The organism is Streptomyces sp. WY228 (assembly GCF_019287315.1).
GTDB classification, from domain to species: domain Bacteria; phylum Actinomycetota; class Actinomycetes; order Streptomycetales; family Streptomycetaceae; genus Streptomyces; species Streptomyces caviscabies.
In genome coordinates this window covers 2,099,231-2,123,313 of the sequence record NZ_CP079114.1, presented here as the reverse complement: position 1 = coordinate 2,123,313, position 24,083 = coordinate 2,099,231, and the positions used below count along the sequence as shown (strand labels likewise).

General features: G+C 70.3%; 22 protein-coding genes. 10 read left to right on the top strand and 12 right to left on the bottom strand.

Features of this window, described 5'->3' with window-relative positions:
- Positions 1-58 precede the first annotated feature (58 nt).
- The 3 genes from KV381_RS09115 to KV381_RS09105 all read right to left on the bottom strand — a co-directional run bounded on the left by KV381_RS09115 (position 59) and on the right by KV381_RS09105 (position 1,749).
- Positions 59-736: a hypothetical protein gene (locus KV381_RS09115; RefSeq protein ID WP_256995028.1), complete on the bottom strand. Its 678-nt coding sequence runs from the start codon at positions 734-736 to the stop codon at positions 59-61.
- Positions 737-1,023: 287 nt separating this feature from the next.
- Positions 1,024-1,320, bottom strand: a complete 297-nt coding sequence (locus KV381_RS09110; protein WP_030080858.1) for a hypothetical protein — start codon at positions 1,318-1,320, stop codon at positions 1,024-1,026.
- A gap of 90 nt (positions 1,321-1,410) precedes the next feature.
- Entirely contained in the window at positions 1,411-1,749 is a 339-nt protein-coding gene (locus KV381_RS09105) for a hypothetical protein (RefSeq protein WP_030622520.1), read from the bottom strand.
- A 160-nt stretch (positions 1,750-1,909) separates the two neighbouring features.
- Between KV381_RS09105 and KV381_RS09100 the strand changes: the two genes are divergently transcribed.
- Positions 1,910-2,674 carry a GntR family transcriptional regulator gene (locus KV381_RS09100; RefSeq protein WP_030622523.1) on the top strand — a complete coding sequence of 255 codons (765 nt, stop codon included), beginning with the start codon at positions 1,910-1,912 and terminating at the stop codon, positions 2,672-2,674.
- A 117-nt stretch (positions 2,675-2,791) separates the two neighbouring features.
- Here the strand turns inward: KV381_RS09100 and KV381_RS09095 are convergent, their stop codons facing one another.
- From KV381_RS09095 to KV381_RS09075, 5 genes are all read right to left on the bottom strand, one after another.
- A complete protein-coding gene (locus tag KV381_RS09095) occupies positions 2,792-3,328 on the bottom strand; it encodes a GNAT family N-acetyltransferase (protein ID WP_050495592.1) in 537 nt (178 codons plus the stop codon).
- 13 nt (positions 3,329-3,341) lie between these two features.
- Positions 3,342-3,827, bottom strand: coding sequence for a lasso peptide biosynthesis B2 protein (locus KV381_RS09090; RefSeq protein ID WP_247594939.1), 486 nt, complete (start codon positions 3,825-3,827; stop codon positions 3,342-3,344).
- Between the two features lie 232 nt (positions 3,828-4,059).
- Positions 4,060-5,877, bottom strand: a complete 1,818-nt coding sequence (locus KV381_RS09085) for an albusnodin/ikarugamycin family macrolactam cyclase (RefSeq protein ID WP_030080852.1) — start codon at positions 5,875-5,877, stop codon at positions 4,060-4,062.
- Positions 5,878-5,945: 68 nt separating this feature from the next.
- Complete coding sequence (locus KV381_RS09080) at positions 5,946-6,080, bottom strand: albusnodin family lasso peptide (RefSeq protein WP_107057946.1); 135 nt, start codon at positions 6,078-6,080, stop codon at positions 5,946-5,948.
- Positions 6,081-6,159: 79 nt separating this feature from the next.
- Positions 6,160-6,657, bottom strand: a complete 498-nt coding sequence (locus tag KV381_RS09075; protein ID WP_234024590.1) for an ATP-binding protein — start codon at positions 6,655-6,657, stop codon at positions 6,160-6,162.
- Between the two features lie 247 nt (positions 6,658-6,904).
- Between KV381_RS09075 and KV381_RS09070 the strand changes: the two genes are divergently transcribed.
- Positions 6,905-8,182, top strand: a complete 1,278-nt coding sequence (locus tag KV381_RS09070; protein WP_247594934.1) for a twin-arginine translocation signal domain-containing protein — start codon at positions 6,905-6,907, stop codon at positions 8,180-8,182.
- Between the two features lie 31 nt (positions 8,183-8,213).
- Here KV381_RS09070 and KV381_RS09065 read toward each other — a convergent pair whose 3' ends face one another.
- A complete protein-coding gene (locus KV381_RS09065) occupies positions 8,214-8,813 on the bottom strand; it encodes a TetR family transcriptional regulator (RefSeq protein ID WP_030622527.1) in 600 nt (199 codons plus the stop codon).
- Between the two features lie 164 nt (positions 8,814-8,977).
- Between KV381_RS09065 and KV381_RS09060 the strand changes: the two genes are divergently transcribed.
- Both KV381_RS09060 and KV381_RS09055 read left to right on the top strand, forming a co-directional pair.
- Complete coding sequence (locus tag KV381_RS09060) at positions 8,978-10,528, top strand: MFS transporter (RefSeq protein ID WP_030080843.1); 1,551 nt, start codon at positions 8,978-8,980, stop codon at positions 10,526-10,528.
- A gap of 280 nt (positions 10,529-10,808) precedes the next feature.
- A complete protein-coding gene (locus KV381_RS09055; RefSeq protein WP_030622530.1) occupies positions 10,809-11,636 on the top strand; it encodes a putative protein N(5)-glutamine methyltransferase in 828 nt (275 codons plus the stop codon).
- Here the strand turns inward: KV381_RS09055 and KV381_RS09050 are convergent.
- Positions 11,621-12,121 carry a pyridoxamine 5'-phosphate oxidase family protein gene (locus KV381_RS09050; RefSeq protein WP_218785033.1) on the bottom strand — a complete coding sequence of 167 codons (501 nt, stop codon included), beginning with the start codon at positions 12,119-12,121 and terminating at the stop codon, positions 11,621-11,623. The two genes, KV381_RS09055 and KV381_RS09050, sit on opposite strands and share 16 nt — an antisense overlap.
- 148 nt (positions 12,122-12,269) lie before the next feature.
- Here KV381_RS09050 and KV381_RS09045 point away from each other — a divergent pair, with 148 nt between their 5' ends.
- On the top strand, positions 12,270-15,266 hold the full coding sequence (locus KV381_RS09045; RefSeq protein ID WP_030622536.1) for a bifunctional [glutamine synthetase] adenylyltransferase/[glutamine synthetase]-adenylyl-L-tyrosine phosphorylase: 2,997 nt from the start codon (positions 12,270-12,272) through the stop codon (positions 15,264-15,266).
- 173 nt (positions 15,267-15,439) lie between these two features.
- On the opposite strand, the gene KV381_RS09040 is transcribed toward KV381_RS09045, so the two are convergent.
- Entirely contained in the window at positions 15,440-16,405 is a 966-nt protein-coding gene (locus KV381_RS09040; RefSeq protein ID WP_373461001.1) for a phosphatase PAP2 family protein, read from the bottom strand.
- A 76-nt stretch (positions 16,406-16,481) separates the two neighbouring features.
- Positions 16,482-17,525: a LacI family DNA-binding transcriptional regulator gene (locus KV381_RS09035; RefSeq protein WP_030622541.1), complete on the bottom strand. Its 1,044-nt coding sequence runs from the start codon at positions 17,523-17,525 to the stop codon at positions 16,482-16,484.
- 368 nt (positions 17,526-17,893) lie between these two features.
- Here KV381_RS09035 and KV381_RS09030 point away from each other — a divergent pair, with 368 nt between their 5' ends.
- The 5 genes from KV381_RS09030 (at position 17,894) to KV381_RS09010 (ending at position 23,910) form a co-directional block, all read left to right on the top strand.
- Complete coding sequence (locus KV381_RS09030) at positions 17,894-19,165, top strand: extracellular solute-binding protein (RefSeq protein ID WP_218785031.1); 1,272 nt, start codon at positions 17,894-17,896, stop codon at positions 19,163-19,165.
- Between the two features lie 19 nt (positions 19,166-19,184).
- On the top strand, positions 19,185-20,204 hold the full coding sequence (locus KV381_RS09025) for a carbohydrate ABC transporter permease (protein ID WP_030622545.1): 1,020 nt from the start codon (positions 19,185-19,187) through the stop codon (positions 20,202-20,204).
- Positions 20,201-21,079 carry a sugar ABC transporter permease gene (locus KV381_RS09020; RefSeq protein WP_030080828.1) on the top strand — a complete coding sequence of 293 codons (879 nt, stop codon included), beginning with the start codon at positions 20,201-20,203 and terminating at the stop codon, positions 21,077-21,079. The genes KV381_RS09025 and KV381_RS09020 overlap by 4 nt, the downstream gene beginning before the upstream one ends.
- A gap of 108 nt (positions 21,080-21,187) precedes the next feature.
- Positions 21,188-22,864: a glycoside hydrolase family 13 protein gene (locus KV381_RS09015; RefSeq protein WP_030080827.1), complete on the top strand. Its 1,677-nt coding sequence runs from the start codon at positions 21,188-21,190 to the stop codon at positions 22,862-22,864.
- Complete coding sequence (locus KV381_RS09010) at positions 22,849-23,910, top strand: LacI family DNA-binding transcriptional regulator (protein ID WP_030080826.1); 1,062 nt, start codon at positions 22,849-22,851, stop codon at positions 23,908-23,910. Before KV381_RS09015 ends, KV381_RS09010 begins: the two co-directional genes overlap by 16 nt.
- Positions 23,911-24,083 lie beyond the last annotated feature (173 nt).

Below are 24,083 nucleotides of genomic sequence, written 5' to 3'. Positions count from 1 at the left end.
GCGGGCCGACAGTGGCGCACTGTCGGCCCGCAGTCGTAGCGGCGTCATCCTGGTGTGGTCAGGGTGCCGCGGCCCAGACGTAGAGAGGCCCGCTGACCGAGACTTCGTTGGTCGTCTCGTCGGCGATGTGCTCGATCACCGCCATCGCCACAGCGCCCTTGTCCGTGACGGAGCACACCGCGGCGCCTTCGACGAATCCCCGCCGCTCACGATCGGGGCGCTGCGCGAGCGCAAGCGCGCCGAAACCCGTGCCTGCCGCGGCCCGGCAGGAGTCGAACGACTTCGGGGCGTCGGCGCGGAGGAGTCCCACGCGGGTGTTGGGCAGTGCGCGCACCATGTAGTCGGCGATTCCGGTGCAGGTGTCGGGCCAGTACAACAGCTCTGCACCGCCGGGCTCCTGGACCGCGCCGTTGTCCTCGTCCTCCGTCCGGCTGGTGCCGTCGTCGAGGTCGACGAGTTGCTGTTCGTGCTGCGTGCACGGGACGGGCGCGAGACCCCACATCGTGCTGAGCGCCTCCGCGTACCCGTCGGGCGCCGTGAGGTCGGCTTCCGGCGTCGCGGATGAGGAGGCGGACGGTGTCTTGTCCGTGGCGGCGGGCGTCTCGGGCTCCGTCGCGTCCGCGTCCTCGGAGGGAGGGGTGCTGGACGCGCTGGGGGAGGCGGGCTGCGTGACGCTGTCGACCGGGCCGGGGGCGGGTGCGGCGGTCGGTCCGGAGCCGTTGCCCCCGAACGCCACGGTCACCAGGATGCCGACCAGGGGGATGGCGATACCGCCGACCCACCACGCCCATCGCGGAGGGTCGGTGCGCGGAGGCGTGGGAGGTGCGGGCGGGTACGGCGGCGGTGGTGGTGGAACCGGCGCTCCTGACCCTGGTGGTGTACCCATGTCCCCCTCCGGCAAGCCGACTTCGTGCGACGGCCCAGCGTAGCGATCATGAGGCGCGGTGCACCTGGGTTTCGCGGCATCTACGCCCCGTACCCGCCGCGCGACGGGTACAGGCCGACAGGTGGTGGCCGGTGGCGCTACACCGGCGGTGTTCCTCGCGGTGACGGGGCCGGTGGCGGGTTGGGCAGCGGTGGGCCCGGGTTCGGTGGGGTTTTCGGGGGGCCGCTGCCGTGTTTGCCGTCGTTCAGGAGCTTGCGGGTCGTCAGGCCGTAGATGCCGAACGGCGGGAAGAGGTCGACGCGGCGCGGGTAGTCGCCCTCCGCGCACTCCTCGCAGATCAGGTCACGGCCGGCGGGGGTCTGTCGGGCGGCGGTGACCGGGGCGTTCCAGCACGCCTCGCAGGTGCGGGTGTCCGTGGCGGAGAGGGTGATCATCCGGGCCTCCCGGGTGGGGCCGGTAACGCCTGGTGGGTGCTGCGCATCAGGTGCCTCCGTCTCTGGTGGGGCTGATGTGGCTGGTGGCGCTCACCGACGGGTCTCCCGCCAGACGCGGACGAGCTTCGTCGCGTCGGGGCAGATCGCGCCGGTCCGGCATGCGGTGCAGGTCATGGTGTGGCCGAGCAGGGCGCGGTACGCCGTGTCCGGGGATTCGGTCGTGGTCACGTTCGCCTCTCTGCTGATTTCGGCCCAGACGTATTCGGCGGCGCGGCTGAGCGTGTGGCCGTAGCGGTCCGCCGTGGCCAGGGCGGCCAGGACGGCCGTGTGGGCGGTGGCGCTCAACTCGGCGGGGAGATCGGCCTCGACGCGGAAGGCGTCCAGGCCGGTGGTGACGCGCGGTTCGGTGCCTGTGGCGGCGGCGAGCATGCCGGTCAGCGCCGCAACCCGCGCTTGTGCAGAGCGCACACTTCTCCCCTGGTGAACCGAATGTCACTCCATGTAATGCTGAGTATTCAGCTTCAACCTGATGGGTTAGCTTTGTCAACAGCGACGCCCATATCGACGCCGAACACACGGAGCTGCTCAAATGCCACGTGATACGCCGTACTTGAAGGTGGCGGATGCTCTGCGGGCTCGCATTCGGGCCGGCGACTGGGCGGTGGGGGACAAACTGCCGTCCCGGGCCCGGATCGCCGAGGAGTACGGCGTCGGCCAGTCCGTGGCGCAGCGGGCCATGGAACGTCTGATCATCGAGGGCATCCTCGAAGGCCGCGCCGGATCCGGTACGTACGTCCGCCGGGCCCGCGTGCGCCGGCGCATGGTCCGCTCACGTCAGCGCGAGCAGCACGGCAAGAGCCCTTTCGCCTCAGCGATGAAGGAGCTCGATCACGAGGCGGACTGGGAGTGCACCAGCACGGCGCGCGTCCCCGCGTCGGAGGACATCGCGGAACGGCTGGCGATCGAGCCCGGCGACCTCTGTGTCGTGACCGACTACGAGTTCCTCGCCGACGGCCTGCCCGTACAACTCGCCAAGAGCTGGGAGCCGATGGCCATCACCGACGGCACGCCGGTCCTCCTCCCGGAGATGGGGCCGCTCGGCAAGCTCGGCGTCGTCGAGCGCATGCGTTCCATCGACGTGAACATCGCCACCGGCATCGAGCTGCCCCGCCCGGCCCGCGCGACGCGTGAGCAGGCGAATCTGCTCGGGATCTCCGTCGGCGACCTGGTCATCGAGATCGAGCGCACGTACTTCGACCGGGACGGCCGCCCTGTCGAGACGGCGAACGTCACCGTGCCGGACATCCGGTGGGAGATCGCGTACGAGATCCGCGTCGATCAGCCGGATTCCTGAGCGGGGGAGAGGGTGTTGATGCCGGGCTCCTTTCGGGTCCGGCATCTTCGGTCGTCCGTGAGCCGGACCCGTAACTCGTAACCCGTTGTCCGTAACCGCGCGCCCGGCTTCGGCGGGTCAGGCCGTGATGACCGACGGTCCGGTGAACTCCGATGCCAGCGCGTCCATCAGGAGTTCATCGCAGACCGTGCCCAGCCAATAGCCCGCCTCGCGAAGGGTTCCCGCGGTGCGGAAGCCGGCCTTCTCGTAGGCGCGCACCCCCGCCTTGTTGGGGGCGAGGACCTTGAGCCAGACCATCCGCAGGTTGGTGATGTGGAACGCGTAGTCGAGGACCAGCCGGGTGGCGACCGTGCCCAGTCCGCGTCCGCGTGCCTCGGGGGCGAGCATCACGACGTACTCCGCCGTGCGTACGGACGGGTCGGGCAGCAGCGTGGCCACACCCGCCGGTACCGGACTGCCGGTGGCGAGGTCGTACACCGTGAAGCGGATGTTGTCCCCGCGCAGTTGATGGGCGATGCCCTCCGTGCGCGACTCCAGGGACACCGGCTGCTGGCGTCCGTAGCCGACCAGGAGCGCCGGGTCCTGTTCCCAACGCCAGTACGTCTCCACCAGGTCCGCCCGATACGGGCCGAGCGCACAGGTGTCGGTGCCGATCCAGAGAACGGGTTCAGAGGCGGTGCTGATGGCGGGCTCCGATGGTCAGCGCTGGTGTGTACGCGAGGGTCGAGGGCGGTTCGGCGACCGAAGCCCCGTCCACAGTCTGCACCCAGGCGTGCAGTCGGACGGGGTCCGCGGCGATTCCATGACACCAGACGACGGAGAGCCGTCGGGTCGCGAGCAGGAGCGTGGCAGCGACCGATTCTTCCAGGCAGGCAGTTCTTACGGGCGCATGCCACGCGGAACGGCGAACGGCCTGGACTGCCTCCGCTGCCTCTGTGGGAGAAGCCGGTCGACGCGTCGTGGAGGAGGACGCCCGCAGAGCCACGATGAGCCGGTTCATCGCCCGCTTCCTATTACCGGACCGCTTGATGCTCCATGTTGCGGCGAGAGCAGCGGCTGCCTCCGCGCTGAAGGGGCCGGTTCCCCGTGTGAGCCCCGCCGGATGCTCGGCCCCGCCCCAACTTGCCGGAGGCGCTGGTGCCGAGAGCGGCATGTCCCACGGCGTGTGCTTCTGCGTGGGGGACAGAACCCCTGTGCGAATCAGGTGGGCCGCCAGTGGTGGCGGCATTGCGGTGAGCCGACCGGATCGGGCCGCCTCCTGCCAGTGAGCCGCGCTCTTCGGCAGCAGACACTGCACATGGCCGGTCCGGTAGTCGATGAGAACCAGGACGTGGGGGAAGGCGACGGCATGGACGTGCCGGGAGGCGTGAGCGAACGGCGAAACGTCAGTCATGACACGGTCCCGCAGGCGTGGAGGTCCACACGGGCTCAGGTTCTCGAGCGTGCGCCGTCAGCCAGGCCTCGGCGCTGAGAGCCTGCTCGAGAGTGGCCAGCGGCATGGGCACGCCGGCTGCGGCCTGGCCCAGGGACGGAACCAGATGTGCGGCATCGATCAGCCCCATTTCTGCAAGGTGCCCGTGTGCCAGTTCAAGGAGTTCGGGCATGTTGGCCCGGAGGCCTGCGTAGTGGTCCGCGTCGAAGCTGCCTTTGGTCTGCCGGTTTGCGACGGTACGAGGTAATAGACCAGCCATCGCCTTGCCCAGAAGCGGTTTGTAGGAGTGGAGAGGGGGACGCAGGTCGATGGGCGTCCGGAGTACGGCGTCCACGACCAACGGGTCGAGGAAAGGGTTGTTGAGATCGATCCCCGAGGCCGCGGCCAGTTCGGCGTCCGCGGCAGCGGTGCGTGCGACTTCGCGGACCTCGTCCACCAGCGTGCGTACCGAGGCGTCGAGGCCAGGCATCCCGTCCGGGGCCGAGGCGGCTCGGAGCGCGCTGGCGCTCAGCAGGGCAGGCGCGGCGGCACCGGCCCACGAGGGATGGGGCAGCAGGGGAAACCAGCCGACCCTTCCATGGTCGCTGCGTCGCCTTCCACCGATGGAATCGACGAGTTCGGACAGGGCGCGAGCGCGGGCCGTCCGCGAGACGAGGACAGCGTCGCGCAAGAAGGGTACGGGAGACGCGCGGCGCAGCCTGGCCCAGCCGAATGCCTCGCTCACGGCACGCCTGATGCGGCCGTGGCGGACGAGGTCGGCAAGGTGGACGGGTGGCTGGAAGAACAGGCTGTCGCCGCCGTCGCCCGTCATATGGGTGCGGGTTCCGCATTCCTGCCGCAACCAGCGGAACTGCCCCATGAGCCGGGCCTGCGTGATCGTGGAGGGAGCCGGTTCGTCGGTCGCCGGAACGGCAGACATCGCGGTGTACGGCAGGTGCTTCGCCGACATCGCCAGCAGACGGTGATTGATCCGCCCGGAGTACGCATGGGCTGCCTGGCGTGCGTAGCGCAGGTCCGCGCCCGCGGTGTCGCCCTCGGGATGGATCGTGATGGCGTTGAGCCGCATGCCGTACGGGAGAGCGACAGCGGCGAGAGCAGCGACAGAGGTGGAGTCGAGTCCGCCCGAGAGGTCACAGGAGACCTCTGGATCCGACACGACTCTCTCGGTGACGGATGTGAAGAGCGCCGTGCGCAAACGCTCTGCGGGTGGTTGAGACTCGTCCGGATCTGGAATCCACGCTGTTGTTGTCCGAGGGGCGCTTCCGTCGACCGGCAGAACGATCCGGCACCCTGGTGGGAGTTGTCCGACACCCGCGAAGAATGTTCGTCCCTCGCAGAGCGCGGGAACCGACGGCAGGAAGATCGAGCAGGCGAGGCGTTCCACGTCCACCGTGGCACGAGTGAGTGAGGCCAGAGCCCGGGCTGAGCTGGACCATACCCACCCGTCGTCGTGGCCGACGAGATAGATGGGGCGAGCGGAGGCCGGGTCGGTATGGATCACGACGGCTTCTTCGGATTCCTCGATGACCGTATAGGTGCCTGGCCACCTCCAGGCGACGTCCTCGGGCAGCGCCGGACTCAGGCGGTGCAGATCGGATTCCTTCGCTCCGCACCGCCCGAGGATGAGCACCTGTCGCCGATCGCCGGGACTGGTCACGGACCGGACCGGAACGGCACCGAGCGCCCAGGTGTGGAGCCGCGAAGAGAGATGGCGAGATCCCACGGGTCGGAATCCCGGTCGGGAAGGGGAACCGCTACCACCGAAGATCATGGTCAGAACTCCAGAGTCGAGGTCAACCCGTGGGTGCGGGCGCTGGGGCCCGCACCCACGAGAAGGGATCAGCTGTTGTAGGCGCGGCGCTTGTCTTCGCTCTGGCCGCCGCCCTGACCCTCGGTGAGCACGGTCGCTTCACCGATCTCGACAGGGAGCAGGTCGTTCTCGTCGGTGTTCTCCGCGATCTGAAGTGGGTTCATGACGTTCTCCTTCTGTTGGGCGATGGGTGACTTGACGCCGGGCTGAACGGACCGGGTCGGGTGTGAGGAACGTGATCTGTCAGCGGTCGCTGACAGCCGTCAGGACCCCGGGCCCCGTACGGACGAGAGGCCGGAGCACGTTGAGGAACCGCTGGACGATGGCTTGCGATGCGCAACGAAGGTAGAGGGACCGTCGCTTGGCCGATGGCTCCATGGGCAGGGCCAGCTCTGCCCAGACCCGCTTGCCCCGCGAGGTGTTCTCGGCTCCGCAGGCGATCGACAGGTGCTCGACGAGCACCATGCCCCGGCCGCTTTCGGAGTCAAGGCTCGGGCGTCGGAACCGGGGCAGAACCGGGGAGCTGTCGTGGACTTCGATCAAGAGCCTGCTTCGGCCGATGTCCGCACGCACGGTCACCGTGAGCAGATCGCCGGCTCCGTGAGACACGGCGTTGGTGACCAGTTCCGAGACCACCGTGGTCATGGCCAGGTGGCTGTCCTCGTCCTTGGGCAGGTGCCAGGCGCTGACGAGGGCGAGCAGCCGCCGACGGCTGATCGCCGCCGAAGTGTCGGCGCGCACCAAGTAGAAGCTTTGGCAGCTCACATGCCTCACGAGAATCCCTTTCGTCGGAACACGCCCTGGACTCGAATGGGATGCCCACTCTCGGGAAAGGCTTGTTCCATCCGGTCGTTACGCCTGCTGGTGTTTACTCAACTCCGTTACGGGACAACAGTCGTGGGCCATCCAGTGGTGCAAATTCCTGCCGGGGGGCCGCTTTGGGGGGCCAGAAATCGACATGACACTTCCAGGAGCTTGGGGGACGGGCATGATGGCACCGGAAGGCATCGGGGCACTGCTGAGGGGAAGCCGTGAAGCGGCTGGCCTGACACGTGAAGAACAAGCGTCGGTGTTACAAGCGGCTCAGGGCGGAAAGTGGTTCGACCCGGAGAATTTGAAGCGCTGGGAGACCGAGCGGCGCCTGCCCACGCCGATCTGGCACGCACTGCTCGCCGAGTGCTACGGCAGGTCCACGGAGGAAATCGTGCGTGCCGTCGTGGCCAGCCGACGTCATCGAAGGCTCTATCGGCTGATTGATCAAGAAAAGAGGGAGGAGGGCTCGGTAGTGGACCGACGTCAGTTTCTCGGCGTGGCAGCGGCGGCTACGGGAATGGCGGGGGTGCCGGACATCTCGGAGGCGCGGCAGGGGATCAATGCGGGCCTGTCCGCCTCGGACGGCAGTGATCTCGCCTATCTGAACGGGGCATTCGAACGTCATCGCGGTGGATATCGGGGGCGTCCGCCCCATGAAGTGCTGGAGCAGATGAAAGTCGATCTCGACCTGCTGCGGGAGCTTCTCGGACGCCCTCACCCGGCTGCGGTGCGCAAAGACCTGGCGCGCACGGCCGCCGGCATCACCGGCTTGGTGGCTGTCATCCAGCATGATCGAGGCGAGCAACGGGACGCGGTCGGCTGGTTCGCCACGGCCGAGCAGGCCGCTCGCGAGTCCGGCGATCGCCACATGCTCGCCTGGGTGCTCAGTCGGCACGCGATGGTGCCGCTGAACTACGGAGCCCCGAACGCCGCCGCAGTGATGGCCATGCGAGCCCGAGCCGAAGCCGGCCGGTCTCCGAGTGCTGCCGCTGCTCTGGCCGCGGCCGTGACTGCGAGGTCACTCGCCTCCGTCGGGGACCGGGAGGGAGCGCTGCGAGCGGTCGGTGACGCCCGCGCCACCGCGGCGCGACTCGATTCGGCGCAGGTGGCCGATACCTGGTTCGGCTACCCGCCGCAGAAGCACCACGTGCACCTTTCCCAGGCGTTCACGCTCATGGGGCGGACCCGCGAGGCCTATGCCGAGCAGGAGTCCGCACTCGCGCTCACCAAGGCCCCGTCCGTCATGACTCGCGCGCTGGTCGCCGTCGATGGTGCGGCCTGCGTCCGGGCGGACGGCGATCCGACCACTGCGGCCGGCCTCGCCCTCGATGTCTGGCGTCAGCTTCCCCCTGCCTACCGGGGCGGCTTGGTCCGCTCCCGGGTCGAGTCGTTGTGCCAGTCACTTCCCGGGCGTACGGGGAACACGTTGCGCGAGGCACTGGCCGGCTGCTGAGGCCTTGCGGGGACGGCCAGATCACTCACCCTCACACGAACCCCCGCCCCATCTCGTCCAGGATCTCGTCGATCACCGCCGCCGGCTCCCGTGCCAGGTCCTCCTCGATCCACATGCGCATCGCGATCCGGAGCGAGGACAGGAAGCCCGCCGCCAGGACGATCGGGCGGACCGGGGCGGAGGACGGGCCCGGGCGGGTGGCCACGGCTTCGGCCAGGTCGCGTTCGAGGGTGGCGTGGTTGGCCAGTTGGCGGGCCAGGAGGGAGGGGTGGCGCATCGCCAGGCGGGTGCGGATCGCCCACTCACGTTCGGGGGGTGCCACCCGGTCCGCGAACTGGGCCACCGCCGCGCGCAGGGCCGGCCAGGCGGGTTCGTCGGTGGGGCGGTCGCGGACCGTGCGGACCAGGGCCCTGATCTGCTGTTCCTCGCCGTAGAGGAGGGCGTCCTCCTTGTTGGTGAAGTAGTTGGAGAACGTCCGGCGGGAGATTCCGGCTGCGTCCGCCACCGCCTCGACCGTCACGTGGTCGAAGCCGTGTTCCACCGTCAGGCGCAGGGTCGCCTCGTGCACGGCCTGGCGGGTGGCTTCCTTCTTGCGTTCCCGGAGGCCCGGTCCCGCGGTGCTGCTGTCCATGGGGGCATTATCCCCCGGGGTCCGAGATTGTTGCGCAGTGGGCAAAATTGCGCAGTGTGCATGTATGGTGAAGTCTTCTCCCTCCCGTACCGGCGTCGCGCGCGGACCAGCCCGTGGCCACCGCCTCGTACGGGCCTCTCGTACGAACTTTCCGGAGGTTGCGCGTGAGCGCAGCAGACACCGCCGCCCCGGCCGGGGCCCCCGCCGCCGCACCCATGGACCACCGCCACGTCCTGCGGTCCCTGAGCGGGCTGCTCATCGTCCTGTTCGTGGCGATGATCAGCAGCACCGTGGTCTCGGTCGCCCTCCCGCAGATCATCGGGTCCCTCGACGGCACGCAGTCGCAGTACACCTGGGTCGTCACCGCGACCCTCCTGGCCTCCACGGCCTCCACCCCGATCTGGGGCAAGCTCGCCGACCTGTTCAGCAAGAAGCTGCTGCTCCAGATAGCCATCGGGATCTTCGTCGTCTCGTCGGTCGCCTGTGGGTTCGCCCAGTCCACCGAGCAGTTGATCGCCTTCCGCGCTGTCCAGGGGCTCGGGATGGGCGCGCTCCAGGTGCTTGTGCAGGTGATCATCGCCGCGATGATCAGCCCGAAGGAGCGCGGCCGCTACAACGGCTACCTCGGCGGTGTCATGGCCGTCGCCACCGTCGGCGGTCCGCTGCTCGGCGGGTTCATCACCGACGCCTCCTGGCTCGGCTGGCGCTGGTGCTTCTTCATCGCCGTGCCCTTCACGCTGCTCGCCTCCGTGATGCTCGCCCGCACCCTGCACCTCGTCGAGGTCCGCCGGCCCGACACCAAGGTCGACTACCTCGGCGCCTCCCTCATCGCCGCCGGGGTCAGCCTCCTGCTCCTCTGGGTCACCTTCGTCGGCGACGACTTCGGCTGGCTCTCCTGGCAGAGCGCACTGATGGTCGGGGGAAGCGTCGTCATCCTGACGGCGGCCGTTCTCGTCGAGGCGCGCGTCAAGGAGCCGGTCGTTCCGCTGCACGTCGTACGCCGCCGGGACCCCGCCCTCGCCATCGTCGCCAGCCTCGCCGTCGGCATGGCCATGTTCGGCGGTGCGGTCTTCCTCGGGCAGTACTTCCAGATCGGACGCGGCTACTCGCCGACCGAGGCGGGACTCCTCACCATTCCGCTGATGGCGGGCGTGCTCGTCTCCTCCACCGTCGCCGGACGCCTCGTGTCGAAGACCGGCAAGGTCAAGCCGTTCATCGTCGCCGGTGTGGTCGTCCTCGCCCTCGGCTTCCTCGGCCTCTCCTTCATCGACCACCGGACCTCGCTCGTCCTGGTGTCGGCCGGCATGCTCGGCGTCGGCGCCGGGGTCGGCATGTCGATGCAGAACCTGGTGCTCGTCCTCCAGAACACCGTTCCGCTCAGCGAGATCGGCGCGGCCAGCGGGGCCATCACCTTCTTCCGCTCCCTCGGCGGCACCATGGGCGTCTCCGTCCTCGGCGCGGTCCTCGCCCATCAGGTCGCGAACAAGATCGCCGACGGGCTGACGAAGCTGGGAATCGATCCGGCCGCCTCCGGATCCGGCGGATCCACCCTCAACGTCGCCGCCATGCCGCCCCAGGTCCAGGACGTCGTCCGGGCCGCCTACGGGGAGGCCACCGGGCACATCTTCCTCATCTCGGCCGGCATAGCCGTGGTCGGTGTCATCGCCTCGCTGTTCCTGACGCCCACCAAGCTGCGGGACAGTGTGGATCTCTGAGCCCCCGCACGGCTCGTACCGCCCGCTTTCGCGCCCTCGCACGGGGTGCGGAAGCGGGCTGTTGTACTGTTGCGACCCCCGTACGCCACGGGAACGATGAGATCGACCGAGGAGGTGAGACCCATTACCGCTGGATCAGGCTGGGTGCTCACCCCGCGCGATCACATCGGACGACCGGCAGCAGCAGCGCCAGCACAAGCACCAGCACCCGCAGCGGCTGATCGGACGGTCTAGGACGATCGCGGAGCGCCCATCGGTTTTCCCGAAAGGCTTCGCTCGTATGCCGGTTCACCCCGCTCTCTCCTTCTCCACCGCCCTCTTCGCCTCCACCGTCGTCGCCCTCCGTCGCGCCGGCTGTGTCTTCGCCGAGGACGAGGCCCGCCTCCTCCACGAGGCCGCCGCATCCCCGGACGGACTGTCCGCCCTCGTCGAGCGCCGCGCCGCCGGGCTGCCCCTCGAACACGTCCTGGGCTGGGCGGAGTTCCACGGCCGCCGCTACGCCGTGGACCCCGGCGTCTTCGTACCCCGCCGGCGTACGGAATTCCTGGTGGCGCAGGCCGCCGCCCTCGCGCCCCGCCGGGCCGTCGTCGTCGACCTCTGCTGCGGGTCCGGCGCGCTCGGCGTCGCCCTGGCCGCCGCGTCGGAGGCCGCCGAACTGCACGCCTGCGACGTCGAACCCGCCGCCGTGCGCTGCGCCCGGCGCAACGTCGGCGAGCTGGGCCAGGTGTACGAGGGCGATCTCTTCGCTCCTCTTCCCGCCGCCCTGCGCGGCCGGGTCGACGTACTGCTGGCCAACGTCCCCTACGTCCCCACCGACGACGTCGAGCTGCTGCCCGCCGAGGCCCGCGTCCACGAACCGCGCGTCGCCCTGGACGGGGGCGGCGACGGCCTCGACGTCATGCGCCGGGTCGCCGCCGAAGCGCCCGCATGGCTCGCGCCGGGCGGCAGCCTGCTGGTGGAGGCGAGCGAGCGGCAGCGCGACACGGCGGTCGGGGTCCTGCGCGCCGCCGGGCTGAGCCCCCGGGTCCTGGTCTCCGAGGAGCTGTACGCCACCGTCCTCGTCGGGACGGCGGCGAACAGCCCCTTCGAGGATCACCCGAAGCGGTAGCGCGTCTGGCTGTACGGCTCCCCCTTGCCGAAACCGAAGGCCGTACGGGGGCGGACCGCGAACACCTGGGCGTGGCCCGCCTCCGCCTGGACGAAGCTGCCGTCCTCGACGTCGAAGTGCCAGTCGGAGCCGTACTTCGCCTCCCACTCCCGGGCCAGGGCGGTCAGCCGCTCGTGGTCCGTCACCCGGTCCGCCCGGCCCTCCACCACGACGTCGAACCCGGAGTCCAGGGTGTTCGCGCCCGTCGTCAGGACCACCTCGGGGTTGGCCGCCAGGTTGTGCGCCTTGCGCTCCTGCGGGCCCGTGCAGAAGTGGAGGGCGCCGTCGGACCAGACGCCGATCAGCGGCGTGACATGGGGGCGGCCGTCCGGGCGGACCGTGGACAGCCAGTACAGCGGGGCGTCGGTGAGCACGGCGGCCGCCTCCGGCCACGGGCGGGCCGGGGGCGTTCGGTCGTGGACATGGTTCCTCCGGGAGGGCGTCAAGGGGTGCTGTCAGGTGCTTTCCCCATGGGTGGACTCCGCCCCCGCCCCGAATTCATCGGCACAGGACTAGGCTCGGAGAGCTGTGACGCCGGCGAACGAAGCGGCCGAGCAGTTACGCAGATCGGTTCGGGCGGCGGGAGAGCGTGCAATGACGACGGTGCCGGGGCGCAGGAGCAGTACGTTCACCCGGTTGCTGCGGCACGGATTCACCGACCCGTCCGCCGCCGAGCAGCTCCTCGACCTGGACGCGCTCGCCTCCGTACGGTCGGATCCGGTCCTCCTGGAGGCGCTCGGGGCCACCGCCGATCCGGATCTGTCCCTGCGCGGACTGGTCCGGATCGTGGAGGCCGAGACGGCGGACGAGCGGCAGGTGCTGCTCGACACCCTCGTCACCGCCAAACCCCTGCGCGACCGGCTCCTCGGGGTGCTCGGCGCGTCGGAGGCGCTCGGCGACCATCTGGCCCGGCATCCGCGCGACTGGCAGGCGCTCGTGACCTACGAGGCGATCGACCTGCACCCCGGGGTCGCCGAGTTCGAGCGGGGGCTCGCCGACGCGGTCGACCCGGACTCGCTGCGGGTCGCCTACCGCCGGTGCCTGCTCACCCTCGCCGCCCGGGACGTGTGCGGCACCACCGACCTCGCCCAGACCGCCGCCGAACTGGCCGACCTCGCCACCGCCACCCTGCGCGCCGCGCTCGCCATCGCCCGCACGGCCGCGCCCGAGGACGCGGCGCAGTGCCGGCTCGCCGTCGTGGCGATGGGCAAGTGCGGCGGGCGGGAGCTGAACTACGTCTCCGACGTCGACGTGATCTTCGTCGGGGAGGCGCGCGACGGGGTCGACGAGACCAAGGCGATGCAGGCCGCCACCCGGCTGGCCGCCCACATGATGCGGATCTGCTCCGAGACCACCGCCGAGGGCACCATCTGGGAGGTCGACGCCAACCTCCGCCCCGAGGGGCGCAACGGGCCGCTGGTGCGCACCCTCAGCTCGCACCTCGCCTACTACCAGCGCTGGGCCAAGACCTGGGAGTTCCAGGCCCTGTTGAAGGCCCGCGCGGTGGCCGGCGACCCCGAGCTGGGCGCGGAGTACGTCGAGGCGGTGTCGCCGCTCGTCTGGGGCGCCGCCGACCGGGAGAACTTCGTCCCCGACGTGCAGAAGATGCGCCGCCGCGTCGTCGACAACATCCCCGCCGACCGCATCGAGCGCGAGCTGAAGCTCGGCCCCGGCGGCCTCCGTGACGTCGAATTCGCCGTCCAGCTCCTCCAGTTGGTGCACGGCCGCAGTGACGCCTCGCTGCGCAGCGGCTCCACCCTGGAGGCGCTGCGGGCGCTCGCCGAGGGCGGTTACGTCGGACGTGCGGACGCCGCGCAGCTCGATGAGGCGTACCGCTTCCTGCGCTCCATGGAGCACCGGATCCAGCTCTACCGGATGCGCCGCACCCACCTCGTCCCCGAGGACGAGGCGGATCTGCGGCGGCTCGGCCGGTCGCTCGGGATGCGCACCGACCCGGTGGCCGAGCTGAACAAGGCGTGGAAGCGGCACGCCTCCGTCGTACGGCGGCTGCACGAGAAGATCTTCTACCGGCCGTTGCTGGACGCCGTCGCCCAGCTGGCCCCCGCCGAGTCCCGGCTCAGCGCGAAGGCCGCGGCCCACCGCCTGGAGGCCCTCGGGTACGCCGACCCGGCCGCCGCCCTGCGGCACCTGGAGGCCCTCTCCTCCGGGGTCTCCCGCAAGGCCGCCATCCAGCGCACGCTGCTGCCGGTGCTGCTCGGCTGGTTCGCGGACTCCGCCGACCCGGACGCCGGGCTCCTCGGCTTCCGCAAGGTGTCCGACGCGCTCGGCAAGACCCCGTGGTACCTGCGGCTCCTGCGCGACGAGGGCGCGGCCGCGGAGAACCTCGCCCGGGTCCTCTCCGCCGGCCGCCTCGCCCCGGACCTGCTCATGCGGGCCCCGGAGGCGGTGGCGATCCTCGGCGATCCGGAGGGGCTCACCCCCCGCACCCGGGCCCACCTGGACCAGGAGGTGCTGGCCGCGGTGGGGCGGGCCGGGGACGCGGAGTCGGCCGTCGCGGTGGTGCGCGGGGTGCGCCGGCGCGAGCTGTTCCGTACGACGGCCGCCGACCTCATCGGCTCGTACGGCACCGAGGACAGCCCCGCCGAGCAGGACCACGGGGCGCTCGTCGACCGCGTCGGCTCGGCCGTCACCGACCTCAACGCCGCCACCATCGCGGGCGCGCTGCGGGCCGCCGTCCGAGAGCGGTGGGGCGACACGCTGCCGACCCGGTTCGCCGTCATCGGCATGGGCCGCTTCGGCGGGCACGAGCTGGGTTACGGCTCCGACGCGGACGTCCTCTTCGTCCATCAGCCGCGCGAGGGCGTGAGCGACGAGGAGGCGGGGCGGGCGGCCAACGCGGTCGTGGGGGAGATGCGGAGACTGCTCCAACTGCCGACCGCCGACCCGCCGTTGCTCATCGACGCCGATCTGCGGCCGGAGGGCAGGACCGGGCCGATGGTGCGCACGCTCAAGTCGTACGAGGCCTACTACCGGCGCTGGTCGCTGGTCTGGGAGAGCCAGGCGCTGCTGCGGGCCGAACCGGTGGCGGGCGACGCGGAGTTGGGGCGCGCGTTCATCGAGCTGGCCGATCCGTTGCGGTATCCGATGGAAGGGCTCGGCGAGGACGCCGTACGCGAGATCCGCCGGCTCAAGGCGCGGATGGAGTCCGAGCGGATGCCGCGCGGCGCGGACCCCACGCTCCACGCGAAGCTGGGGCGGGGCGGGCTGAGCGATGTCGAGTGGACCGTGCAGCTGATGCAGATGCGGCACGGGTGGTCGGAGCCGGGGCTGCGGACGACGCGGACGCGCGAGGCGCTGGCCGCCGCGTGTGCGGCGGGGCTGATTCCGGCGGAGGACGCGGAGACGCTGGACGAGGCGTGGGTGCTGGCCACGCGGGTGCGCAACGCGGTGATGCTGGTGCGGGGGCGGCCGGGCGACACGTTTCCGTCCGAGGCGCGGGAGATGACGGCGGTGGGGCGGTACCTGGGGTACGAGCCGGGGCATGTCGGGGACATGTTGGACGACTATCGGCGGATCACTCGGAGGGCTCGGGCGGTGGTGGAGGAGCGGTTCTACGGGGCGGCGTCTTAAGCGTTCGCTCCCGGGGCCCGGACCCCGCTCCTCAAACGCAGGAGGGGCTGATAAGGGCGCCCTCAAGCGCCGGGCGGGCTGACGGGCACCGGGGGTAGCGGCCCCGACCGGGCGAACAGGGTGTGGGGCGGACACGACGTCCGCCCCACACCCCGTTCCTCGCCGTACGAGGACTACGCCCTGCGCGCCCCGGCCGTTTCCGTCTCCGTCTCCGGCTCCGTCTCCGGCTTCGGCTCCGACGCCGGGCGCGGCAGTCTGGCGGCGCGCAGCCCGGTCAGCCGGCTCTTCCCGTCGCCGGACCCGGTGGGCACCCGCTTCGGCAGCCGGTGCGGCAGTGAGCCGTACCAGACGCGGGAGATCGCGTAACCGAACGCGAGGCAGGCCATGCCGCCCACCGCGTCCAGCCAGAAGTGGTTGGCGGTGGCCACGATGACCACGAGGGTGAGCGTCGGGTAGAGCAGGCCCAGAATGCGGGCCCAGGGCGCCGAGGCCAGGGCGAAGATCGTCAGGCCGCACCAGAGCGACCAGCCGATGTGCATCGACGGCATCGCCGCGTACTGGTTCGACATGTTCTTGAAGTTGCCCGACGCCATCGAGCCCCACGTCTCGTGCACCAGCACGGTGTCGATGAAGTTCGCGCCGTTCATCAGACGGGGTGGCGCCAGGGGGTAGAGGTAGTAGCCGAGCAGGGCCACCGCCGTCGTCGCGAAGAGCACGAGCCGCGTTGCCGCGTACCGGCCCGGGTGGCGGCGGAACAGCCAGACGAGGACGCCGATGGTCACGACGAAATGCAGCGTCGCGTAGTAGTAGTTCATCGACACGATCAGCCATGTCACGGAATTGACTCCGTGATTGACCGTTTCCTCGAAGGCGAGACCGAGTGTCTTCTCCGCCGACCAGATCCAGTCCGCGTTGCGCAGGGCCGCCGCCTTCTGCTCCGGAACGGCGTTGCGCACGAGTGAGTACAGCCAGTAACTGACCGCGATGAGCAGGATCTCGAACCAGAGCCGGGGACGGCGGGGCATCCGCAGCGAACGGAAGCGGGCGGACCAGCCGGACCCGGCCGTCCGGTCGGTCACGATGGGTGTAGGACCGGCCGTCGACCGGCCTTCCTGTGCTGTCACCTGTGTCTCACCCATAGGCAGAGAGTCTTCCATAGAGATTCCCCTGCCCCCGATCATCCTCCGGTCGGGTTCGGGTCGCACGTCCTGCGTCTCAAGGACGAGGCGGGGACCCTGAGCCGCCTGCGGGTCCGGCGGCCGTCGAGCCGCGAACCACCAGCTCGGGCATGAAGACGAACTCGCTGTGCGGGGCCGGGGTTCCGCCGATCTCCTCCAGGAGCGTGCGCACCGCGGCCTGGCCCATGGCCGTCACCGGCTGCCGGATCGTCGTCAGCGGCGGGTCGGTGAACGCTATGAGCGCCGAGTCGTCGTAGCCCACCACCGACAGATCGCGCGGCACGTCCTTCGAAAGCCGGCGGGCCGCCCGGATCGCTCCGAGCGCCATCATGTCGCTCGCGCACACGACCGCCGTGCAGCCGCGCTCCATCAGGGCGGAGGCGGCCGCCTGGCCGCCCTCCAAGGTGTACAGAGAGTGCTCGATCAACTCCTCCACCTCGTCCGGGGCGAGGCCCAGCTGCTCCCGCATCGTGGCGTGGAAGCCCTCGATCTTGCGGAGCACCGGAACGAAGCGCTTGGGGCCGAGCGCGAGGCCGATGCGCTGGTGGCCGAGTGCCACGAGATGCGTCACCGCGAGGCGCATCGCCGCCCGGTCGTCGGGCGAGATGAACGGCGCCTGCACCTTGGCCGAGAAGCCGTTCATCAGGACGAAGGGGACTCCCTGGCCGCGCAGTTGCTCGTAGCGCTGCACATCGGCCGAGGTGTCCGCGTGCAGCCCGGAGACGAAGATGATGCCGGAGACGCCCCGGTCCACCAGCATTTCGGTGAGTTCGTCCTCGGTGGAGCCGCCGGGGGTCTGGGTCGCCAGCACCGGGGTGTAGCCCTGCCGGGTCAGCGCCTGGCCGATGACCTGCGCCAGCGCCGGGAAGATCGGGTTCTCCAGCTCGGGGGTGATCAGGCCGACCAGGCCCGCGCTGCGCCTGCGCAGTCGCACCGGGCGCTCGTAGCCCAGGACGTCGAGCGCCGCGAGGACGGATTCGCGGGTGGTCGCCGCGACTCCGGGCTTGCCGTTCAGGACTCGGCTGACCGTCGCTTCACTGACCCCCGCCTGAGTTGCGATATCGGCAAGCCGTGCGGTCATGGGATGGGACTGTACCGGGCCCGTGTCGGATTGCCCACCGTGAGCGGGGTGGTGCGGAGACACCGCCGCGTGGCTGTCGGAGAGGTCTTCGGCGGGCTTCCCGGCAACGTCTTGCAAGGACTTGCGGCACCGGATCGCGGACTGCGGTCGGATCGTCGCACTGCGGATATGGCGTGTCCCACCTGCTTCTGCCAGGGGTCGGCGGCCGCCGTCAAGGGGGTTGACGGCAACCTTGAGGACACGCGAATGTAACGATCGCCAAGGCTTGCAGAAATCCTCCGCAAGGTCTTTCGATCGTCTTTCATCCTTGTTACGTTCACGTCGACCCGGCGCCGCGACGGAGCGGTACGGCAGTTGAAGGAGTTCAGATGCGACGTGGCATAACGGCCACCGCCCTGGTCGCGGCCCTGGCGCTCGCGGCGACCGCCTGCGGCAGCGACGACGAGTCCGGCGGCGGCAAGAGCTCGGGTGAGCTCTCCGGCACCGTCACCTGGTGGGACACCTCCAGCGTCGGCAGCGAGGACAAGGTCTTCAAGAAGCTCGCCGAAGGCTTTGAGAAGAAGCACCCGAAGGTCGACGTCAAGTACGTCAGCGTGCCCTTCGGCGAGGCACAGAACAAGTTCAAGAACGCGGCCCAGGCCGGCGACGGCGCGCCCGACGTGATCCGCTCCGAGGTCGCCTGGACGCCGGACTTCGCGAGCCTCGGCTACCTGGCCCCGCTGGACGGCACCTCCGCCCTGAAGAACCAGGACGACTTCCTCAAGCAGGCTGTCGCGTCCACCAAGTACGAGGGCAAGACCTACGCCGTCCCGCAGGTCATCGACTCCATGGGCATCTTCTACAACAAGAAGATGTTCAAGGAGGCCGGTGTCGAGGTGCCCGCGAACCTGGACGACCTCAAGACCGCGGCCAAGAAGATCAAGGACAAGACCGGCAAGACCGGCCTCTACCTCCGCGGCGACGACCCGTACTACTTCCTCTCCTTCCTGTACGGCGAGGGCGGCGACATGGTCGACGCCGGCTCCAAGAGCGTCACCATCGACAAGCCCGAGGGCGTCAAGGCGTTCAAGGCGGTCAAGGCCCTGGTCGACGACGGCACCGCGAAGACGGACGCCTCGGACGGCTGGGAGAACATGATGCAGTCGTTCAAGAACGGCGACGTCGCGATGATGATCAACGGCCCCTGGGCCGTCTCCGACACCCTGACCGGCAAGGAGTTCACGGACAAGGAGAACCTGGGCATCGCCCCGGTCCCGGCCGGCTCCGCCGCCCAGGGCGCCCCGCAGGGCGGCCACAGCCTCGCCGTCTACGCCGGCTCCAAGAACCTCGAGGCCTCCTACGCCTTCGTCGAGTACATGACGTCCGTGGACAGCCAGGCCACCGCCGCCGGCGAGCTGAACCTGCTGCCGACCCGCACCTCCGCGTACGCCAAGAAGGAAGCGGTCGACAGCGAGATCGTCGGCTTCTTCAAGCCGGTCGTCGAGACCGCCGTCGAGCGCCCCTGGATCCCCGAGGGCGGCAGCCTCTTCGAGCCGCTGCGCGTCGAGTACACCAAGGTCCTCACCGGCCAGACCACGCCGGAGAAGGCCGCCAAGGCCACCGGTGACTCCTACCGCAAGCTCCTCGAGGGCTGGAAGTAACAGGAAGGTTGTCCGACTGATGGCTGTCCACACCAGCCAGTCGGTGGTGAAGGCCGCGGGCGAGAACGTCGCCCGCGGCCGGAGCCGCGGTACTGGCACCCCACCGCCGACCCCCGGCCGTCTCCGGCGGGCCCTGTCGGTCCACTGGTACGCCTGGGCCATGGTCGCCCCGGTCGTCCTCGTGATCGGCGTGATCATCGGCTACCCGCTGGTCCGCGGCATCTACCTGTCGATGACCGACGCCGACGAGCGCAACGTCGCCCGTTCCATCGGCGTCAACGAGATTCCTGCCACCTACGAGTTCGTCGGCGCGGACAACTACATCGACGCGCTGACCGGCTCGCAGTTCCTCGGCACGCTCGGCTGGACGCTGGTGTGGACGGTCTCCTGCGTGAGCATCACGTTCGTTCTCGGCATGGCCCTGGCGAACATCCTCAACCGCCGCATCGCCGGACGCTCCGCCTACCGCATGGCCCTCATCCTGCCCTGGGCCATCCCCGGCTTCGTCTCCGTCTTCGCCTGGCGCTTCCTCTACAACGAGGAGCGCGGTCTGCTCAACAAGATCCTCGGCGGCGCCGGCATCGATGCCGTGCCGTGGCTGAACGACCCGACCTGGGCCAAGTTCGCGGTCATCGCCGTCAACGTCTGGCTCGGCATTCCATTCATGATGGTCGCCCTCCTCGGCGGGCTCCAGTCCATCCCCTCCGAGCAGTACGAGGCGGCCGAGATGGACGGCGCGACCGCCTGGCAGCGGTTCCGCCACATCACGCTTCCCGGACTTCGCCCGGTCTCCACCACGGTGGTCCTGCTCTCCACCATCTGGACCTTCAACATGTTCCCGGTGATCTTCCTGCTGACCCGCGGCGGACCCGGTGAGGCGACCCAGATCCTGGTGACCCAGGCGTACAAGTTCTCCTTCGAGATCAGCCCGCGCGACTACGCGCAGTCCTCCACCTGGGGCGTGCTGATCCTCGTACTCCTGATGCTCTTCGCCGTGGTCTACCGGCGAGTCCTGCGCTCCCAGGGAGACAACTGGTGACCACTGCGACCGACACCCCCGCCCGGCACGCCGTACGCAAGGTCCGCCTGCGCGGCGAGCGCTCCCCGCTCGCCTCCGTGGTCCTGCACCTGACCCTGATCGTCGCCTCGGTGATCGCGGTCTTCCCGGTGCTGTGGGTCCTGCTGACCTCGCTCAAGCCCGCGAAGTACGCGACCACCACGGACTTCTTCCGCGAGACGACGTTCGTCAACTACACGAACCTGATCCGCGACACGGAGTTCCTCAACTGGTTCGCCAACTCCGTGATCATCTCCGCGCTCTCCACCGTGATCGGCGTCTTCGTCGCCGCCACCACCGGATACGCGGTCAGCCGCTTCCGCTTCCCCGGCAAGCGCGGGCTGATGTGGACGCTGCTCGTCACCCAGATGTTCCCGGTCGCCGTCCTCATCGTGCCGATCTACAACATCATGTCGAGCCTCGGACTGCTCAACCAGCCCGCCGGTCTCGTCATCACCTACCTCACCATCTCGGTGCCGTTCTGTGCCTGGATGATGAAGGGCTTCTTCGACACCATCCCGCGCGAGATCGACGAGTCCGGCGAGGTCGACGGCCTCACCCCGTTCGGTACCTTCTTCCGGCTCATCCTGCCGCTGGCCAAGCCGGGCCTCGCCGTCACCGCGTTCTACTCCTTCATCACCGCCTGGGGCGAAGTGGCCTATGCCTCCGCCTTCCTGGTCGGCGACGAGAACCTCACGCTGGCCGGCGGGCTCCAGAAGTTCGTCAACCAGTACGGAGCCCAGTGGGGCCCCATGACCGCCGCCTCCGTCCTCATCGCCATCCCGGCCGCCCTGGTGTTCCTCTTCGCCCAGAAGCACCTCGTCACCGGCATGTCCGCCGGAGCCGTCAAGGGCTGAGCACCTCCCGGACCCCAGCACCCGCACGTACCACCGCACCCGTCACGGCGGCGCCGGAACCCGACCCGGACCCGGCGTCGCTCCCCACCCAGACACCTCAGGGACGACATGACCCAGCATCTCGCTGCCCCCTCCACCGGCACGTCCGACGACGCCCCGGGCCACCGCACCGGCTGGTGGCAGGACGCGGTGATCTACCAGGTCTATCCGCGGAGCTTCGCCGACGGCAACGGCGACGGCATGGGCGACCTCCCCGGCGTCACCGCCCGCCTGCCCCACCTGAAGGACCTGGGCGTCGACGCGGTCTGGCTCAGCCCCTTCTACGCCTCCCCGCAGGCCGACGCCGGCTACGACGTCTCCGACTACCGGGCCATCGACCCGATGTTCGGCAATCTGCTGGACGCCGACGCGCTGATCCGCGAGGCCCACGGCCTGGGCCTGCGCGTCATCGTCGACCTGGTCCCCAACCACTCCTCCGACCAGCACGAGTGGTTCAAGCGCGCCCTGGCCGAGGGCCCCGGCTCCGCCCTGCGCGAGCGCTACCACTTCCGCCCCGGAAAGGGCGCGAACGGCGAACTCCCGCCCAACGACTGGGAGTCGATCTTCGGCGGCCCCGCCTGGACCCGTACGGTGAACCCGGACGGCACCCCCGGCGACTGGTACCTCCACCTCTTCGCCCCCGAGCAGCCCGACTTCAACTGGGAGCACCCGGCCGTCGCCGACGAGTTCCGCTCCATCCTGCGCTTCTGGCTCGACATGGGCGTCGACGGCTTCCGCGTCGACGTCGCCCACGGCCTCGTCAAGGCCGAGGGCCTGCCCGACCTCGGCACCCACGACCAGCTCAAGCTGCTCGGCAACGACGTCATGCCGTTCTTCGACCAGGACGGCGTCCACGCGATCTACCGCAGCTGGCGCACCATCCTCGACGAGTACCCGGGCGAGAGGATCGCCGTCGCCGAGGCCTGGACGCCCACCGCCGAGCGCACCGCCAACTACGTGCGCCCCGACGAGATGCACCAGGCGTTCAACTTCCCGTACCTGGCCACCGCCTGGGACGCCGCCGAACTGCGCAAGGTCATCGACGCCTCGCTCGACGCCATGCGCCCGGTCGGCGCGCCCACCACCTGGGTGCTCTCCAACCACGACGTCACCCGGCACACCACCCGGTTCGCCAACCCGGCGGGGCTCGGCACCCAGATCCGTACCCCCGGCGACCGTGAGCTGGGCCTGCGCCGGGCCCGCGCCGCCTCGCTGCTGATGCTCGCCCTGCCCGGCTCCGCCTACGTCTACCAGGGCGAGGAGCTCGGTCTGCCCGACGTCACCGACCTGCCCGACGAGGCCCGCCAGGACCCCTCGTTCTTCCGCGCAGCGGGCCAGGACGGCTTCCGCGACGGCTGCCGCGTGCCGATCCCGTGGACCCGCGAGGGCAGCAGCCACGGCTTCGGCGACGGCGGCAGCTGGCTCCCGCAGCCGGCCGGCTGGGGCGAGCTGTCCGTCGAGGCGCAGACCGGCGTGGAGGGCTCCACCCTGGAGCTGTACCGTGCCGCGATCGCCGCCCGCCGCGACCACCCGGGCCTCGGCGCGGGCACCGGCGTCGAGTGGCTGGACGCCCCCGAAGGCGTCCTCGCCTTCGCCCGCCCGGGCTTCGTCTGCACCGTCAACACCACCGGCGCCCCGGTCCGCGTCGCCGCCCGCGGCCAGGTGCTGATCGCCAGCTCCCCGGTCACCGTGGACGGCGCCGAGGCCGAGCTGCCCGCCGACACCACGGTCTGGTGGACGGTGTGACACTGCCGTCGCCCAGGATCACGGCCGCGCCCCGCCTGTCCGACATCGCCGGACAGGCGGCGGTCAGCGAGGCGACCGTGAGCCGCGTCCTGAACGGGAAGCAGGGCGTCGCGGACTCCACGCGTCAGCGGGTGCTCGCGGCGCTCGACATCCTGGGCTACGAGCGGCCCGTACGGCTGCGGCAGCGCAGCGCCGGACTGATCGGCCTGGTGACGCCCGAACTCACCAACCCGATCTTCCCGGCGTTCGCGCAGTCCGTCGAACAGGTGCTGGCCGGGCACGGCTACACCCCCGTGCTCTGCACCCAGGTGCCCGGCGGGGCCACCGAGGACGAACTCGTCGAGCAGCTCGTGGAGCGGGGCGTCGGCGGCATCGTCTTCCTGTCCGGGCTGCACGCGGACACCTCCGCCGACCCGGAACGGTATGCCGCGCTCACCGAGCGCGGCATACCGTTCGTCCTGATCAACGGCTACAACGAGCGGATCAGCGCCCCCTTCTTCTCGCCCGATGACAACGCTGCCGTACGGATGGCCCTCGGGCATCTCGCCGACCTGGGCCACCGCCGGATCGGCCTGGCCATCGGCCCGCAGCGCTACGTCCCCTCCCGCCGCAAGCACGACGGGTTCGTGGAGGCGGCCGTCTCGGTGCTCGGCATGGACCGGGCGGGGGCCGAATCGCTGGTCTGCTCCACGCTGTTCAGCGTCGAGGGCGGTCAGGTGGCGGCCGGCGCCCTGCTGGACGCGGGCTGCACGGGCATCGTCTGCGGGAGCGACCTGATGGCCCTCGGAGTGGTCCGTGCCGCCCGGGGGAGGGGGCTGGAGGTGCCGCGCGACGTCTCGGTCGTGGGCTTCGACGACTCGCCGTTCATCGCGTTCACGGATCCGCCGCTGACGACGGTGCGCCAGCCCGTGCAGGCGATGGCGGCGGCCGCCGTGGGCGCGCTGCTGGAGGAGATAGGCGGAAACCCGGTGCAGCGCACGGAGTACGTCTTCCAGCCGGAGCTGGTCGTCCGGGGCTCGACGGCGGCGGTGCGCACCCAGGGCTGACGAGCCCCGGGGACACAGGAAGCAGGACAGGCACGCACAGGAGAGGCACCAGGAGTCGGCCCAGGACGGGCCGGCGGGGAGTTGTAGCGACTCCGGGTGCCTCTCTTGTCGTGACCGGCCCGGCCGGCCGGGCGCGTGGGGTCCGGCACCGCGCGAGCGACGCCGGAACCCCC